Source organism: Oleiphilus sp. HI0067, from assembly GCF_001635735.1.
The window spans coordinates 1-16,929 of record NZ_LWFI01001554.1 but is presented as its reverse complement, the minus strand read 5'-3'; the positions used below and the strand labels follow the sequence as shown (position 1 = coordinate 16,929).

Below are 16,929 nucleotides of genomic sequence, written 5' to 3'. Positions count from 1 at the left end.
TAATGGGTTCGCGAGTTCACGATCACCTGAGTAACGGCTATCTGGATTATCAGAAGGCGCTAACCATTCTTTCTCACTACCCCAATAAATATCTTTTGGTGGCTCCCAGATGTCTTCGCGGCCAAAACCAAATCCGAAGGTTTTCAAGCCCATTGATTCATAAGCAACCGTACCGGCATATGCGAGTAAGTCAGCCCAACTCAATTTATTTCCGTATTTCTTTTTGATCGGCCAAAGCAAACGACGTGCTTTGTCTAAGTTTCCGTTATCGGGCCATGAGTTTAACGGCGCGAATCGTTGATCACCTGAGCCCGCACCGCCACGGCCATCAGCCTCTCGGTATGTACCAGCAGCGTGCCAAGACAAACGAATCATCAAACCGCCATAGTGTCCCCAATCTGCTGGCCACCAATCTTGGCTATCGGTCATTAAATTGATGAGATCTTGTTTTAGGGCAGCGAAATCAAGTTTGGCGACTTCGCTCTTATAGTCGAAGGCTTCTCCAAGAGGGTTCGTTTTAGAATCGTGTTGATGAAGAATGTCCAAGTTCAGTGACTTCGGCCACCAGCTTGGTTCAGTTGTTTCTTTGCGGGTTGCTCCGCCGTGCATTACTGGGCATTTACCACTAGACATATCATCGTCCTCTTATGAAACCTTCAATAAATTGGTGCCTTGGTGAATTTCACCAGAGCATGGGTTCATTATTGGCAGCAAAATAAAATCAGTAAAACTGAATAACACAATTTATTAATTCAATTTTTTTGAACAGCACTTATCAGGCAGCAATATACTCCATTTAAAATTCGTTGTTGGTATTTCAAGCACCAACCTTAAGTCCCTTTCAGTAGGGAATCATCTCCCCTATTACGAACAAAAATGCGAACAGAATTTATAAAGCAGAAACACTAGTCTGCGGTGCAGTGAATGCAAGTTATAAGTATGCCAATTAAGTGCGTTGAATCGCTAGCCAAAGCGACCAGCGATATAATCGGCAGTGGTAGGATGGGTTGGACTCTCAAATACCTCGTGCGTATGACCAAACATCATGAGTTCACCAAGATGGAAGTGTGCCGTTTGATCAGCAACCCTCTTTGCTTGCTGCATATTGTGCGTCACAATCACTATGGTGTAATACTTTTTAAGATCGAGCATCAACGCTTCAATGCGTTGCGTGGATATCGGATCAAGCGCCGACGTAGGCTCGTCCATCAATATCACATCAGGCTGAACAGCAATGGCCCGCGCAATACATAAACGTTGTTGTTGCCCTCCGGACAGACTTGTACCAGGAGAATGCAATTTGTCTTTTACCTCGTCCCATAAACCCGCAGACCTGAGAGACTTTTCAACCAAACGATCACAGTCTTCGCCTTTCTTAACTTGCTGATGTTTTAAGGGCGCATAAGCGACATTATCGTAGATGGATTTAGGAAATGGATTTGGTTGCTGGAATACCATTCCAATATGTTTGCGAACCGCGACTTCGTCCACATCATTGTCATAAACGTTTTTGCCATCCACTGAGACAACACCATCCACTTTTACGATATCAATCAAATCATTCATTCGATTTAAACACCGCAGAAATGTGGATTTCCCGCAGCCTGAGGGGCCAATCAAGGCAGTGATATTGTTTTCTTTGAGCTCAACGCTGATATTCTTCAGCGCGTGATGATCCCCATAATGCAAATTCAAATCTTGCACAGAGATCTTGGTGCGCGAGGCATCAGAGTTACCACTTAACTTCATATTTTCTTCTCAAGTAAATCGCTAACGAATTCAATAGAACGATGATCGATAAGATCACGACAATTCCGGCGGCCGTTTTTTCAACATATGCCCGCTCTGGCATACCTGCCCAAGTAAATATCTGTGCTGGCAACACTGTTGCAGCCTCCATAATTGAACTCGGGGAATCGGGGATAAAGGCAATCATGCCAATAATGATCAACGGTGCAGTTTCACCCATGGCCTGCGCAAGTCCAATGATACTGCCGGTTAATATACCCGGCAGGGCAATGGGCAATACGTGGTCTTTCACGACTTCTTGTTTAGTCAAACCAAGCCCTAAACCTGCCTGACGAATCGATTCGGGCACGCTGCGTAACGCTGCTCGAGAACTCACGATGATAATCGGTAATGTCATTAGTGCGAGCGTAATCCCGCCAACTAATGGGGAGCTTCGAGGCAAGCCAAAAAGATTTATAAATACCGATAAACCGAGCAAGCCAAATAAAATAGATGGAATCGCGGCAAGGTTATTGATGTTCACTTCAACAAAGCGCGTAAACATGTTGTCAGAAGCAAATTCTTCCAAGTAAATCGCCGTCATCACACCAATAGGAAAAGCCAAGGCCATAGTCACTACCAAGGTCAATATCGAGCCGATAATTGCGGATTGAATACCCGCATATTCCGGGCTCTTTGAGTCCCCTCGGCTAAAGAAAATACTGTTCCAACGCTGCTCAACTCGTCCTTGCTCACGCAAAGCATCGATCGTCGTAAGATGTTTTTTCTTGATGTTGTGATGGTGGCCTTTGATGTACTGATCAACTTGATCATCAGCCAAGACCCAAACCCGCTCAGTTTTCCCCAACAAACTCGGATTTTGTTTTATTTGTTCGGGAATGGTGCGCAACCACGCTCGGCTCACAATCGTGCGATAGGTCTTATCAATCGCTTTACGATAAGATTTAGCTGCGTGTTCAGAGTATGTAATATCCACTAACACGTATGTTTGTTTGGCAGCTGGCAGCGCCGTGCGCCCAATATCAAATAAAAAGAACGCCAAAAACGACATGGTAAAGGCAATGCAACCCACCATAAGCGCTTTAAACAACTGAGCTTTTCGTGCGCGTTTGGCTAAGCGCTTGTCATGAAAACAGTGCTCTTTGGCTGATTCAGCTTGTTCATGCGCCACATATGACGCTTGCTTCATGCTTATACTCATAAACGATTAATCTTGTATTTGGCTTTGAACTTACGAATCTGCCGTACCGAAATCATATTCAGAAGTAAGGTAATCACGAACAAAACTAAACCTAAGGCAAATGCAGAAAGTGTTTGGGGAGAATCGAATGCATGGTCACCCACAAGCGCATCGACAATACGCACTGTGACCGTGGTCATATCCTCTAAAGGATTCCAAGATAGGTTTGGCCTCAAGCCTGCAGCCATGACAACAATCATGGTTTCACCCACGGCTTTAGCGAAACCAAGTAAACACGCAGAAATAATGCCTGGCATAGCTGACGGCACAACAATATCGCGAATCATTTCTGCCTGATTCATGCCTAAACCATAGGCCGCATTGCGCTGACTAGCCGGAACAGCGCACAGAACGTCATCACACAAAGATGAAATGATTGGAACGATCATCACACCCATGATTACACCGCTCGCTAAAGCGCTGTTATACGCTGCCTCAATGCCTAAAGCATCACTCAATGAAACAATCGCTGGGGCTACAGTGAGCGCCGCAAAAAATCCGTAAACAACCGTAGGAATGCCTGCTAGAACTTCTAGAATAGGCTTTAATGACTTACGTAAAGACGGTGATGCGTACTCGCTTAAAAAAATCGCATTACCTAAGCCCACAGGGATCGAGACTGCTAAAGCAATTCCCGTAATCATAAATGTGCCTGCAAAAATTGGCACTGCACCAAAGGTGCTATCGGAATGGCTCATATGCCACTCCAAACCTGTTAAAAAATACCAAAGACTTTCTAACTGAAAAAATTCTATCGCCTGTAATAGGATGGAAAATAATATGCCAATTGTGGTCACAATGGCGATGGCAGAGGCGCTTGCCAATAAAGCATTTACGGCGGCTTCTTTGCGCGCGCGATTCTTATTTTGAGACTGGATCTCAAACACCTGTCTACTCACTTATTACTGTTACTTGAATCGGTTTTAATAGAGCATTGCTCAAACAAAAAAGAGCCCGCACGAGGTACGGGCTCCCTGGGAGAAGCAAAGTAGGAGGGAGATTCCCACTTTGCCCATCCTGGACTAGTCGGTATTAGTTAGCCCAAGAAGCGTCGTACTCAGTGATAGACAATGTAGTGTCGTCATCCTGAAGCACTGCAGTGCCGGTAAACTGCGCAGCTGAACCTGTTGAGAAAATTGCAGTTGAATTCGCTTTATTCTTAACAGCTAGACCATTCGCAGTTACTGAAGCACCTGTAGGCAAACCAGTATCACTTACACGAATAGCTTCAACGCTTGTGTCAGAAGAGCTTTCAACAGTGATTTGAACACCATCGAATACGTAATCTGTACCTTCGCGCAAACGCACTGCTCGCCCTACAGATTTCAACACTGCGTTAGTAAGCGTTGGTTTAGCGCGTGGAGTACCCGTCGCAGACGTATCAAAGCTATCCGCTTCGATCACACGTGAACCAACTTCGTCGTCCACAATGTTCTGCTCTGCATACACGTTTGAAAGCGTACCGATATAACCTTGGTCAGTATCGATTGAGTCATCACCAGCGTTGTAGATGTACAAACCGTCAACACTCACCGTACCGCCCCAAAGTTCGATACCATCATCTGCTGAACCGATAATCGCGATGTTGTTAATCGTTGTACCAGAACCAACAGATGCTAGAGAAAGACCGTTCAACTCTTTGTCTTTTTCTACTTCGTAACCTGAGTACTTGATAGCAACATAAGTCAATGTACCACTATCGTCTGCCGCAATTGTTACGCCGCCATCAGGACCATACTTCTGTGTGCCGGCTTCGTAAGTACGCTCGCCTTTGTTGTTGGTTGATTGACCAAGAATCGTCAAACCACCCCATTGGCCTTGCTCGTCACCGCTGTTCAAACCAGCAATATCTTGCGCCGAAGTGAAGATAATTGGATTCGCTTCTGTACCCGCAGCATTGATGGTTGCGCCACGGTTGATCGCCAAGTAAGAGTTACCTGTTGCACCGAACAAAGTTGTACCTGGCTCAATGGTCAGTTCCGCGCCATTAGTCACGTTCACTTCACCGGTAATCGCATAAAGGTTGCCACTAGTTAGCGTACGATCTGTTGTAATGTCTCCAGAAAGAACCACAACAGGCTTGTCATTTACAACTTCAAGTGCCCATTCGAAGATGCTTAGGTCTACGCCTGCAACAGTATTGTCAGCGTCTACTTCTGTGGCAAACGCAACATCTGACGAATCTAAGTAATTCTCATCGACCATATCGCCAGACACACCAACCACTTCTTTCACATTGCTCAATGCGCGGAAAGTGTTCAGGGTATCTGTGTCGCGGTAAATACCTAGACCTGAAGTGATGACACCATCTGCACCAATTGAGCCTGTGTCAGTCTTATTGATCACCAATTCAACCGCATCATTTTTGATACCAAGACCACCAGCAGCAACTTCAATTTGGTCGCCTGTAATGGTGTTATCGCTAATACGGATTGCAGCGATGTCTTTCAAGTAATCAACATCAGCCGGATCAGCTGAACTAGATTTGACGTTAATCTGGACGTTATCGAAAACGTAACCCGTGCCTTCACGTAGGCGAACTGCGCGGCCGATTGTGTCGAGCGTTGCGTTCTTAAGGGTTGGTTTCGCTTGTGGCGTACCTACCTCTGCCGTATCGAAACTATCTGCTTCAATACCACGTGAATCTGTTTCATCATCAACAACAACCTGCTGAACATAAACGTTTTCGATTGTACCGATATAACCTTGGTCAGTATCGATAGAGTCGTCGCCTGCGTTGTAAATATACAAACCATTCACATCGACTGTGCCGCCCCACAACTCGATACCGTCATCTGCTGAACCGATGATGGCAATATTCTCAATGGTCGTACCAGAACCCACTGATGCTAGAGAAAGGCCATTGAGCTCCTTGTCTTTTTCAACTTCAAAACCTGAGTATTTGATAACGACATACTTCAACACGCCGCTATTGTCGCTAGGATTCGCAACGCCATTGATTGGGCCATATTTTTGAGTCCCTGCTTCGTATGTACGCTCACCTTTGTTATTTTCAGATGAGCCAAGAATGGTTAAACCACCCCATTGGCCTTGATCGTTCTGGCTCGCAGTGCCTGCAACATCCTGCGCTGAAGTAAAGATGATAGGGTTATCTGCAGTTCCTTCTGCGTTAATCGTCGCACCACGATTAATCGCTAAATAAGATGCTCCCGTTGCACCATACAAAGTAGTGCCAGCAGGAATAGTGAGCGTCGTGCCGTCTAGGAAGTTTACTTCGCCATCAATTCGGTATGTTTGACCCGCAATTAATGTTACGTCTTCTGAGAAGTCACCTTTCAGTTCAAGATTTGCAGATACATACGCATCGGTACCAACTGCTGGGCCAGTAGAGCCAGCACTGCTACCGCCACCGCCACCACCGCCACATGCAGTTAGGCCTAAAGCAGATACGAGTACTGAAGCACTTACTGCCGATTTGATCATTGGTATTTTTTTCATGATTTTTCCCAATTCATTGTTGTTTAGAATCAAGAAAAAGAATAGAAACGCAAAATGACAAGTTAGTGACACATTTGCTTCAATTTAATGAAAGATAGCCACACGTTTGAAACATTTATGAAATAAAAAAGCCCAGCGAATGCTGGGCTAGGCAATACGAAAGATTTCTGAAAATCTAATGAGAGCTAGCTTGCAAGAGCTCTAACGATAAAGGCTTCGCAGACTCTGCTGCGGCTTTATTCGCCTCAAGTAATAATTCTGACATTGGAATCAATCCAATCTCCATCAATAAACCATCCTCACCAATTATGTCTTCATTCAAGAACATATCGATATATTCCTGCATTGCCGGAACATTTTCTAAATGATCGTTCTTCATGTAAAAAAATAAACTACGTGCAATGGGGTAAGATTTATCAGCAATGGTCTCCGAAGATGGCGATATTTGATCAATACTGACTCCTGAAATCGCATCTTCATTTTCAGTCAAAAAGCTGTAACCGAATATGCCCAAAGCAGCTGTATCCTTCGTCAGTTTTTTCACAATAAGATTGTCGTTCTCACCACTTGGAATATATACGCCATCGGATCGAATAATGCGATACCCTTTACGGCCGGCGTCTCTATACACCTTCATTTGCTCAGTTTGGTACTGCATTACAATCTCTTCAAAAGCATCTCGTGTTCCTGAACTGATTGGTGGACCATAAACGCTAATTTTTCTTTTAGGCAATGCAGGGTTGATTTGATTCCAGTGCGTGTAAGGGTTCTCAATTAAATCACTTCCGTCCTCGTTTGGAACCAGCTTCGCTACAGCAAGAAGCAAGTCGCGCTTAGTAATATCCATCTCAGCATTTGTATTGGATTGCGCTAGGACAATTCCGTCATAACCAAACATCACTTCAGTAATGTTATCAACGCCATTACGTTGGCACAGCTCAAGCTCTTTAATTTTTATACGGCGACTCGCGTTGGTAATATCTGGGGTATCCAAACCATTACCTGAACAGAACAATTTCATACCGCCACCAGTTCCGGTCGACTCGACAACCGGCGTTGGAAATCGCGAAACGCTGCCAAACTCTTCAGCAACAAAGCTTGCGAAAGGATAAACTGTTGAACTACCCACGACACGCACCTGATCTCGCGCGTGCGTTGTACCAGAGATAGTAAACAATACACACAATATGAATAAGTTCTTCATCTAATTAACCTACTTAAGTATCTAAACGCTACGATTGTTCGGAGCCTGCGCTCTCAATAATGACTTGTTTTTCTAGCTGCCCATTTTTATAAAGTTGTATGGCAGTTTTGTTACTGTCGTAACGCAATTCCAACGCTTGCGTGTCATCAACATTTGTCGACTTAAAAAACGGACTGATGCCAAGTAAAGCACTGCTACGAATCGGCTCAAACTGCCCTGCATATTTACGATTCTTTTTCAGCACAGACAAACACTCTTCACCGTACACAGTGCGAATAAATGTCATCCCTTTCGAACACTGTTTGTTCAGAGGTTCATCAACTTCGAACACATCACTAAACTCTGTTTTTTTGAGCTTAAACTTCATTTTCAATGCGCTGCTCTGACCGAGCTCAGTCGAGACGCCACGATCGTCAACAACATAGAGAGTACCTTTTGCGAAGCTCTGGGGTTGATCCGCTTTGAATAAGTACAAATTGCCCGAATACCGCGCATCAAAAAAATAGAATTCCTGCCCACCTGACATGGCTAATAAATGCGATGCAAATAAGCGACCGGCCACGAAGTTTTTAATCGCCTTATTGGTGCCATATTCATCTAGAACAACGATTTCATTAAGCCAACCATAGTTGTATGGCTTATGAAGATCTGATTGCCCTTTGAAATAGTCCACATACAGGGATTTGTGATCCGATGATTTTGCATCAATCAACTGATGTTCAGTAAATAGCACCGAAGACCACTCGGTTTTTGTTGCGGCTCCAATAGAAGACACACCATTCACATCACCAAAATCAATGGCTTGAGTATTCACTGTAAGGCCATCATCAAGTCTCGACAAATATGCGCCTCCAAATAAGTGATCAAACAACGACACCTGAAACACTTGCTCTTTTATATCCACCTCAAACGTCGCTAAGGGGTTTGGATATATCAGCGCACTGTCATCAACCAGTAATGGATCACCTGACACATCGTGCGCGAGGCCAAAGATGTGCTGACCAATCACCTTGCCGCTTTGGAGTTGCCCCTTTTCAGGATTATCGGTCTCTTGAGCAAAGAGATTCTGAGCCAACAAAAAAGATAGGAGTGATACGCCTAAAGCGATATTAAGAGGGAATTTACGAATCATGGCTTTTGCTCCTTAATACTTCATCGAGAAGCCCAGTTCGATTTCTCGACCTGGCTTGCGACGTTCAACAATTTCACCGCCCTGAACTTTTTCTACTTCACTGTCGAGCAAGTTTTTGAGTTTGAACGAAACACCATAACCAATACGTTTCTCTTGATCGTCGTAGGTGTCATTCAAGCCCCACTTCACAACGAAATCTAGGCGATGAAATGGCTGTTCATAAACGTCCGGCGTACCGTTAATACCAAGCGCAGTGATGCGCTCACCATAGACGTTGTATAAAAACAAGGCGCTTCGACGCGTAAAGAAATTGTCGTAACCAAACTTTAAGTTCGCCACATAAGGTGACTGCCCTTGCATCGGACGAGAGGTACTAGTTAAACCATTTGAGGCTACATCTGCGGCATTAAGACTCACTTCAGACTCAATGTGTGTGTAATTACCTTCGACAAAATAGTTTTCAAAACTCGGGAACAGTTTGTCTAAATTTTTTCTAAAGCCAAATTCCAGCCCAATACTGTCAGCGCCCTCGGCGTTAGCATAAGTGATTTCAATATCTTCATCGGGGCGAGAACGAACAGTCTCAATCGGATTGGTGAATTGTTTCGAAAAAACACCTAACGAAATGGTTTCGTTGTAACTAGGGAACCACTCATATTTGAAATCAAAATTACTGATTGTCGTGTATTTAAGATCAGGATTACCTCTAACGATGTAATCTGTCTGAGGATCTTTATAACGCGTTGGACTGAACTCCCTAAAGTCAGGACGAGACAGTGTTTCACTCATACCAAATCGGAATTGATGCTCATCAGACAAACGGTATGTTAAGCCTAAAAAAGGCAGTACATCGGATGTTTCAAGAGTATAAGTTTGACGCGCCGTTGGCTGAATGCCGACAACCAACTCTTGAGTAGAATCTTCCTGACGAGCACCGAAAAACACATCTAGTTTGTTTGACACTTTAACTAACCAATTCGCATACACAGCGCTTAAATCTTGTTCTGCCTCGTAAGCATCGTCCTGTCGATAGTTACTCGTGATGTTGAGCAAGGTAGTGTCTGCATTAGCTTGACTCAAAATTTCATCAATCTCACGCGAATCCTCAGCGACAGGTTGGTAACCAAATTTAAAGCGACGGTTATCCAGACTACGCTCCTTGTTCAATTGATAAAAACCAAGATCTAACTCTGTACTTCGATCAAGTAAAGTAAATGGAATAGCTAGATCAAGACGATAGTTGTCGACAGTGTCTTCTAGATCAGAGTATTGATAGAACATCTTATTTTTATCGATCACCAAACCTGAGCCACTCGCGGCATCTTTATACACATACTCAAATGTGCCTGGTTCAAGACGCGTTGCAGTTGACGTCGAATAGCCCCAATCAAGCTCCATGGCATATTCAGGCTTGCTCCAAATATCTAGTACATGCGAGCCATTCAATTGATGAGAAAGCATCTCTTGTTCGGTATATCGTAAAAGTGTTTTTTCTGAGTAAGAACCTTCTACAAAATCATCAGACTTTTTGAGTTTTGTTTGATCTTCCTCTTCAACCAAACCCAATAAGGTGTACTTAATTTTTTGCCCTTGTTGCGGTTCTAAACCCAAGCTCACTAGCCCGCCGAACTTTTCATTCAACGTGGTTCTTTCAGACGTACTTGCAGTATCAATTGCTTGTGAACCATTCACGATCTGATAATCGTCTTCGATCACCTCTCCACTGCTTGATTGCTTACTTTTGTAATAGAGATTGCCCGCAAATCCGTATTGCATGCCGCCTGATGTTTTAAAGCTTTGCCCTGCCGAGAGATCCACACTAGAACCAGGTTTTAACTTAGTAGTTTCTAAACCGTAGTCACGGTAATTGACCATCGCACGATCAAGTGCCAAACGTTCAGCAGGTGTTAGTCCTGGTACTAAAATGGTGTTCCCCACCCTCACTTCATCCGCAAGTTCTTGGAAGCCATTACTTTTCTCGATTAGCAAAGGTGGCAACTCCGTACGATTATCCGGCTGATAAATAACTTCATCTCCCGTGTAATCGTTGACTGAAATACTAATACTGCCGCCTATATAATTATCTTCTTTGGGAATGTCTTTGGTATTAATTTGAATGGTGCCACCGCCAAAGGTACCGGGTAGATCGCTAGAGTATGTCTTTTGAATATCCATACTTTGAATCACACCAGCAGGAAAGATATCTAGGGGAACAACACGTTTTGTTGGTTCTGGAGAAGGTACCTCCAAACCATTAAGTAGCACTGCACTGTAACGCTCACCCAAACCACGCACGTACACAAATTTGCCATCAACAACAGTGATACCTGTAACACGCTTTAGTGCACCCGCAGCATCGGAATCACCTGACTTTTTAAACTGCTCACTAGAAATCGCATCCGATACCACATCGGCATCTTTCAACGCGGCGATATTCGATGCCAGACTGCCTTCGACAAAAGGTGCACTCACAACAAACTCATCCAGCACGATATCGGCTTTCACTAAACTCATATTTTCAGAGCTTGTTTGATTGGCCGTCACACTAATATCTTTGCGAATTTGCATGACATAATTTGGGTGAACAACAGAGATATCGTAAACGCCTTGAGAAAGTGCAACCCTTGCTACGCCTTGCTCATTCGTGGAGGCATCGATGGCATAACCACGGAAGAATAAACGTGCCTCTTTCACGGGTTCATTAGAAACAGAATCGAGCACAGTCAGCGATAATTCACCTTTTGGCCCCTCCTGCTTTTTGAGCTGTTGAACCTCAAAATCTTGACTGTATTCTGAGAGGGGTAAATCAAGGTCTACATTCGCTCCATCCTTTGTCAGAGATAGAAAGACCTGACTAGACACATCTGCCTGAATCGCCACCTCAGTTAATGCGAACAGTGATTCTTCTTGTTCTGTGCGCGGTTGATAATATCCAACTTCATAATTACCAGACGTCAACGAAAACGATGCTGCACCATAGCTATTAGTAAGGGCAGAAATCTCCCCAGCCTGCACTCGAATATTGGACTGCGCCACGCCATCCTTGAACACGAACACATATAAATTCTTTTGCGAAGACGACGCAAAAGCTGGAGTTGTTGTAAAAGCGATAAGTGCCGATAGACAAATAATCGCGCGCACTATGAGGCGATTAACGGCATGCATACGGGTCATTCTGACAGATCTCTATTTGCTTAAATAAATAAGTCGCTTTGGTAAACAGCTGACTATCGTTGATTTGTTGTAGGTATGAAGTGGCAATGGGGTAATTGCCATTTTTGAAATGCGCAAAACCTAAGGCGTATAAAATATTGTCATCTGACAATAGGTCGTAACGTTTTAATGGTTCTGTCTTAGCAACCATCGACTCATAGTCTTCTAGCTGAATATCAATGCCAATGCGCTGACGGAACTTTTCTTCTTGCTCAAGGATTCGGCGATTTAATTGCAGAGCGCGCACCGGACTCTCCGCTTTCAAATACAAAGCAGATGCTTTGGCTGAAAATCGTGGAAACTGCATTGAGGCGAACTCGTAAACGAGGGCCGCCATCATGTACTGCTGCTGATCAACATAGACTTGACCAAGTAACTCAAGAAGCTTGTCATTATCGTTATATTTAATGACGCCCTCCTCAAGAAGCACTGCGGCTTGCTCATATTCACCACTTTCTCTCAAAGCATATGCCAAGGCTAAGTAATCATTCGCCGTATAACCCTGCGCTTTTAAATATTGACGCGCATACTCTTGGGCTTGCTGGTAGTAGCCTAGCTCCAACAAGTAATAGAATTTCTGGCTATAAAACTGCGCGTATTGTGGGTGACGATCAATCCCTTGATCTAGCGTGTTCCACGCAGCTTCCATGTTCTTTATCTGCTTAAAAGCCTCTGCTTTAATGACTAGCATCTGAGGATTTTCAAGCGTTTCCTCGCCTGCTTGATCTAGCGCTGCGATCAACATGTCGTATTCATTACGCTGCCAATAATTACGGGCTTTGTAGAAGTAAATACTCGGATTAGATTGCCCTTGCTCAATCGCGGCATCTAAAAAAATGTTGGATACCAAGGGGTAACCGGTTTTCTGAAAAACAAGTCCTTTTAGCGTGTAATACGTCGCGAAATCAAAGTCATCGACCAGGACATCAACTTTATCTAACACGCTTTTTGCTCGTTGAATGTAGCCGTCTTTAACCAGTGTTGAACTCAGTGCGAGATAATCAATTTTTTGTGGTCCTGAAGCCTGCGCAAGGTTCGCAACCAAAACCATAACAAGGATAAAAATGCGTTGTCTCATGATGCTAGCGATCCAATTTAAAGACGATTTTTTGCATGGCCCAAACTTTTACTTTTTGACCGTTATATGTGCCGGGCTCAAACTTCCAGCGTCGAATCGTGCTTTCGGCTTTTAGATCGAATATTTCAGCCGGCTTTGATTCAATGATGTCCACGTCTTCAACATTACCCTGCTCATCAATCAAGACATTCATCGTCACATACCCACTTACACCTTGTTTACGCGCAAGTTCGGGATACACAATCGGCGAACGTTTTCTTACCTTTGGCGGCACATCAACCGTGCTTTTATCCATCACTTGATCGCCTGCTGACCCAATTAAATTTGCGTCATCAAACTCAGCGAACTGCGCTTGATCAAACAAAGGCACGCCAAAACTTAAGCCACTACCAGACAAATCGCTGCCAATCGCATTAGGTTGAATTGATGGTAAATCGCGTCTTGGCTGACGCTCCTGTTGCTTAGGTTTAGGCTTGGGTCTTTCTTTTGTGATTTGCTGTTGTCGTTCTAGCTCAAAATTAGTTGCGCCACCTTGGAGCTTTTCGCGATCAAAGTCTGATTCGTTCAAACCAATCACCACAACAAACAACAGAAAAGGCACTAAAACAGCGGCGACAATCGAAAAAAATTGCCGTGACACGCCTTGTCTCATTTCAATTGAATTCATCATAAGGCGCTACTCACGACTCCTGCTCAGTCGCGACGCCAACATTACTCGCACCGGATAACTTCGCTTGATCAATCACTTCAAGAACGAGTTTGGCTGGCACATTTTCATCAGTCACAACCAAGACACTTTTGTCAGTACTCGTGCGTAACATATCGCGCAACTTGCTCTGCAAGCTGTATACACGCACAGGCTGGTTGTCGACATACACATCACCAAAGCTATCAATAAAAATACGTGTCGCCTTGGTAGAAGCCGCTGCTGCACTGGCCGCATTCGGTCGTTCAAGATCTAGTTTCATGTCTTTAACGAAGGTAGTCGTCACCATGAAGAAGATTAACAAGATGAACACCATGTCGATCAATGGAGAGATATCTACCTGCCCTTCTTGCTCGCTCTCTTGTCTGTATCTCATATTCTTTCTCGCTTATTTTATTTGCTCAGAGACGCTTGCTTTTGAGCGCACACTAAGTCTCGAATTTGATCCAACTCTCGACAGACATTGCGCTCTTTGCGCTCAATCATTCGTCCAACAAGTAAGCCTGGGATAGAAATCGCCAAACCTACTTGTGTTGTAAATAGCGCCTTACTGATCCCGCCTGCAATGCCGCCGGTTTGCGTAAATAGCGACATCGTGCCTAGGGAGTCAAAGGTCTCCATCATTCCATCGACTGTACCGAGCAAACCTAACAACGGAGCAACAGCAACGAGCGAACGCACTAAGCTACGATGCCTCGCCATGGTTTCTTTCAAATTAAAAAAATGCTCGTCGATACGCGCTTTCACGTTCACTGGACTGCGATACTCACGAGAAGTATCCATCGCAAATTTTGCGGCTTCGGCATTGACGGATTTCAGATTCAAAAACTTGCGCTTTCCTTTCTTAACTTTTCTCACTAAATCACGAGGCTTGTGCTGACTAGAGCGCACCGTCATGACGCGATAAACTAAGGCATACCACAACAATATGGAGACGATAATGAGCGGCAACATTACAAAGCCGCCCATCTCGTAATATTCCAGCAACACGCTATAGCTGGGGATAAATGTTTCTAACATGGCACCAATACTCAATTTACGTTATGACTCTCGAAGACACGGACTAAGCCGCGAGTTTCAGAGAATCAACAGTTGGTTTTTGGGTATTGATAACGTTTAGTGCAGCGCGCTCTAAACCATTCTTTGTACGCAAGGCCCAGTTAGATAAAAGATTGCCCAGTAGGAGCAATGGAATGGCCACAATCAAGCCAAACTTAGTAGTAATGAGCGCCTCTGAAATCCCTGTTGAGAGAAGACGCGGGTCACCCGTACCAAACTCCGTAATGATGTCGAAAGTACCAATCATGCCGGTTACGGTTCCTAGAAGCCCAAGTAAGGGTGAAACCGCAGCAATCACAAGAACTGCAGAGCCAAATCGATCAATACGCGAGCTTTCGTAAAGAATCGATTCAGAAATAATATCTTCAATATGATCACGTTCTTTCTTGATATTACGAAGCGTTGCGGCAATCACACGGCTAGCGCTATTTTTATTTTTCTTACAAGCTTTAAGTGCGGCATCGACACCCTCTGTCTCGATCAGGCGGTTTACGCGCTCTGTTACTTTTTGCGTATTTGCACCGAACAAAGCCAAAGAGACAATGCGAATCAGTACTAAGATCAAGCCGACAATACCAAGTACCAAGATCACCTTACCGATCAAGCCACCCGCCACTAGTTCATCGGCAAATGTTTTTTCCGCTTGTTTCTCTACCGCTTGCTCAGCATTATCAAAAAAGAAAATATCGATAGATGATGGCGACTCATTATTGGCCAGACTTAACGCTGTGCTTTGAGATGCCAGATCCCACAACTTGAACTTACCTGACCCAGATGGAGCCAAGGCACCGCTCTGCTCACCTAAACCAAATTTAGCAATACGCCCAACACTTAGGACCTGTGCATCAAGAAGCTCACCATTTAAACCGTAATAAGGTTCCGCCGTAGTTTTAATTTGTCCGTCATTCCCCATAACTAAAAGCGCTGAACCAAATGCAGTAGCAAGCTGTTCATCTTGGCTTTGCGTTTCATCGATCGACAAACCCAACTTTTGGAGACTTTCAGTTGCCTGAAGAAGTGTAGCGTCGAGCAGTAGCTGATCGGTTTCTGAGAAGTCTACTTCTCGGGTAGCATCCGCTATGTCACGATTAATACGATCAATACGGTTTTGCTTCGCTACATATTGTCTTTGCAAAGCGTCTAAATCCGCCTGCGCCTTGTTTAAACTTTGCTGCTGCGAATCATTCAAATTCGCTAAACGCTGTTCAAGTGCATTTTTTTCTGCAACCAAGTAGGCATATTCTTTCTGATAAGCCAGTTCTAATTCGTTAGCATTTAGCACTAGCGAAGTCATCACCAGCACTGTCAACGATATTATTTTTACGAAGATTTTATTCATGGGAATCACTAAGGTTCTCGTTATAGTTAGCAAAGCTACTGAGCCGCGATGCTTGGTAGAATGTTGGGAACCGTGAACATTCCATTTCGAATATTCTTGGCAAATGCATCAAACAGGTAATCAAGATTTACACTCGCTTCTCGGCCGTTCAGTTCTTCTTGTACCCAAGCTCCGTCTACCTGCTTAATTAGTCCGTAGCTGTCATCGGCACCTTGGTAGAACGCAGCAATCTTGCCCAAACGCAATACTTTTACTAATTGCTCATTCCCACCAATTAAAACCGTTTCGTTATAAATTCCACTGCTACGCCCCATCATTAACTCGTCCTCTACGAAGGCCCACAACTGATTTACCGCTTTGTTTGGAGTGATAAGATTGGCATCAAGGCGATACTGAATATCCGTTAAAGCCTGAAGTCTTTCTTCACGCTTGAACGGTATCGATTGAGCAATTTGATCGTTAAGATCTTGGACGGCACGCTGCATCACTGGAGCAAGTTGATCACTTGTAGAAAACTTTTCTTCGTTTTCGACCTTTAACTTATGAAGCTCACGTTGAAGGTCTTTGAGGTTCAAATCTGCGCGACTGATCTTCACACTCATATCCGCTTTCTGATTTGAATACGCGTGCAATTGGTCGTTATAACTTGCTTTAGAAAAATTTATTTCATCGTGCAAACTAGCAATCTGCTGACGAATCTCCACGAGTTCTTGCGATAGGTTTTCTAAGGATTGAATATCGGTATTTGCG

Annotated in this window: 14 protein-coding genes; all 14 read right to left on the bottom strand. The window is 44.1% G+C overall.

The annotated features are described in order from the left end of the window. Positions 1-633: peroxidase family protein (locus A3739_RS25415; RefSeq protein ID WP_304440316.1), on the bottom strand; the 633-nt coding region annotated here is incomplete at its 3' end. A 330-nt stretch (positions 634-963) separates the two neighbouring features. Next, the gene (pstB, locus tag A3739_RS25410) at positions 964-1,749 is read right to left on the bottom strand and encodes a phosphate ABC transporter ATP-binding protein PstB (protein ID WP_068481038.1); all 786 of its coding nucleotides are present in this window, start codon (positions 1,747-1,749) and stop codon (positions 964-966) included. Beyond that, positions 1,733-2,938: a phosphate ABC transporter permease PstA gene (gene pstA, locus A3739_RS25405; protein WP_082869088.1), complete on the bottom strand. Its 1,206-nt coding sequence runs from the start codon at positions 2,936-2,938 to the stop codon at positions 1,733-1,735. The genes pstB and pstA overlap by 17 nt, the downstream gene beginning before the upstream one ends. Positions 2,939-2,946: 8 nt before the next feature. Next, positions 2,947-3,786: a phosphate ABC transporter permease subunit PstC gene (gene pstC / locus A3739_RS25400; protein WP_231876493.1), complete on the bottom strand. Its 840-nt coding sequence runs from the start codon at positions 3,784-3,786 to the stop codon at positions 2,947-2,949. Positions 3,787-4,021: 235 nt separating this feature from the next. Next, the gene (locus tag A3739_RS25395) at positions 4,022-6,448 is read right to left on the bottom strand and encodes a hypothetical protein (RefSeq protein WP_068503211.1); all 2,427 of its coding nucleotides are present in this window, start codon (positions 6,446-6,448) and stop codon (positions 4,022-4,024) included. A 175-nt stretch (positions 6,449-6,623) separates the two neighbouring features. Beyond that, a complete protein-coding gene (locus tag A3739_RS25390; protein ID WP_068481032.1) occupies positions 6,624-7,652 on the bottom strand; it encodes a substrate-binding domain-containing protein in 1,029 nt (342 codons plus the stop codon). Positions 7,653-7,680: 28 nt separating this feature from the next. Further along, a complete protein-coding gene (locus A3739_RS25385) occupies positions 7,681-8,784 on the bottom strand; it encodes a hypothetical protein (RefSeq protein WP_068481029.1) in 1,104 nt (367 codons plus the stop codon). A gap of 12 nt (positions 8,785-8,796) precedes the next feature. Then, positions 8,797-11,841: a TonB-dependent receptor domain-containing protein gene (locus A3739_RS25380; RefSeq protein WP_197472570.1), complete on the bottom strand. Its 3,045-nt coding sequence runs from the start codon at positions 11,839-11,841 to the stop codon at positions 8,797-8,799. 94 nt (positions 11,842-11,935) lie between these two features. Then, positions 11,936-13,075: a lipopolysaccharide assembly protein LapB gene (locus tag A3739_RS25375; RefSeq protein ID WP_068481023.1), complete on the bottom strand. Its 1,140-nt coding sequence runs from the start codon at positions 13,073-13,075 to the stop codon at positions 11,936-11,938. Between the two features lie 4 nt (positions 13,076-13,079). Continuing rightward, a complete protein-coding gene (locus A3739_RS25370) occupies positions 13,080-13,745 on the bottom strand; it encodes an energy transducer TonB (protein WP_068503208.1) in 666 nt (221 codons plus the stop codon). A 10-nt stretch (positions 13,746-13,755) separates the two neighbouring features. Beyond that, complete coding sequence (locus tag A3739_RS25365; protein WP_068481018.1) at positions 13,756-14,157, bottom strand: biopolymer transporter ExbD; 402 nt, start codon at positions 14,155-14,157, stop codon at positions 13,756-13,758. Between the two features lie 17 nt (positions 14,158-14,174). Beyond that, entirely contained in the window at positions 14,175-14,801 is a 627-nt protein-coding gene (locus A3739_RS25360; protein ID WP_068481015.1) for a MotA/TolQ/ExbB proton channel family protein, read from the bottom strand. Between the two features lie 43 nt (positions 14,802-14,844). Further along, entirely contained in the window at positions 14,845-16,179 is a 1,335-nt protein-coding gene (locus A3739_RS25355; protein ID WP_082868971.1) for a MotA/TolQ/ExbB proton channel family protein, read from the bottom strand. 35 nt (positions 16,180-16,214) lie between these two features. Beyond that, on the bottom strand, positions 16,215-16,929 hold a 715-nt coding region (locus A3739_RS25350), incomplete at its 5' end, for a DUF3450 family protein (protein ID WP_068503206.1).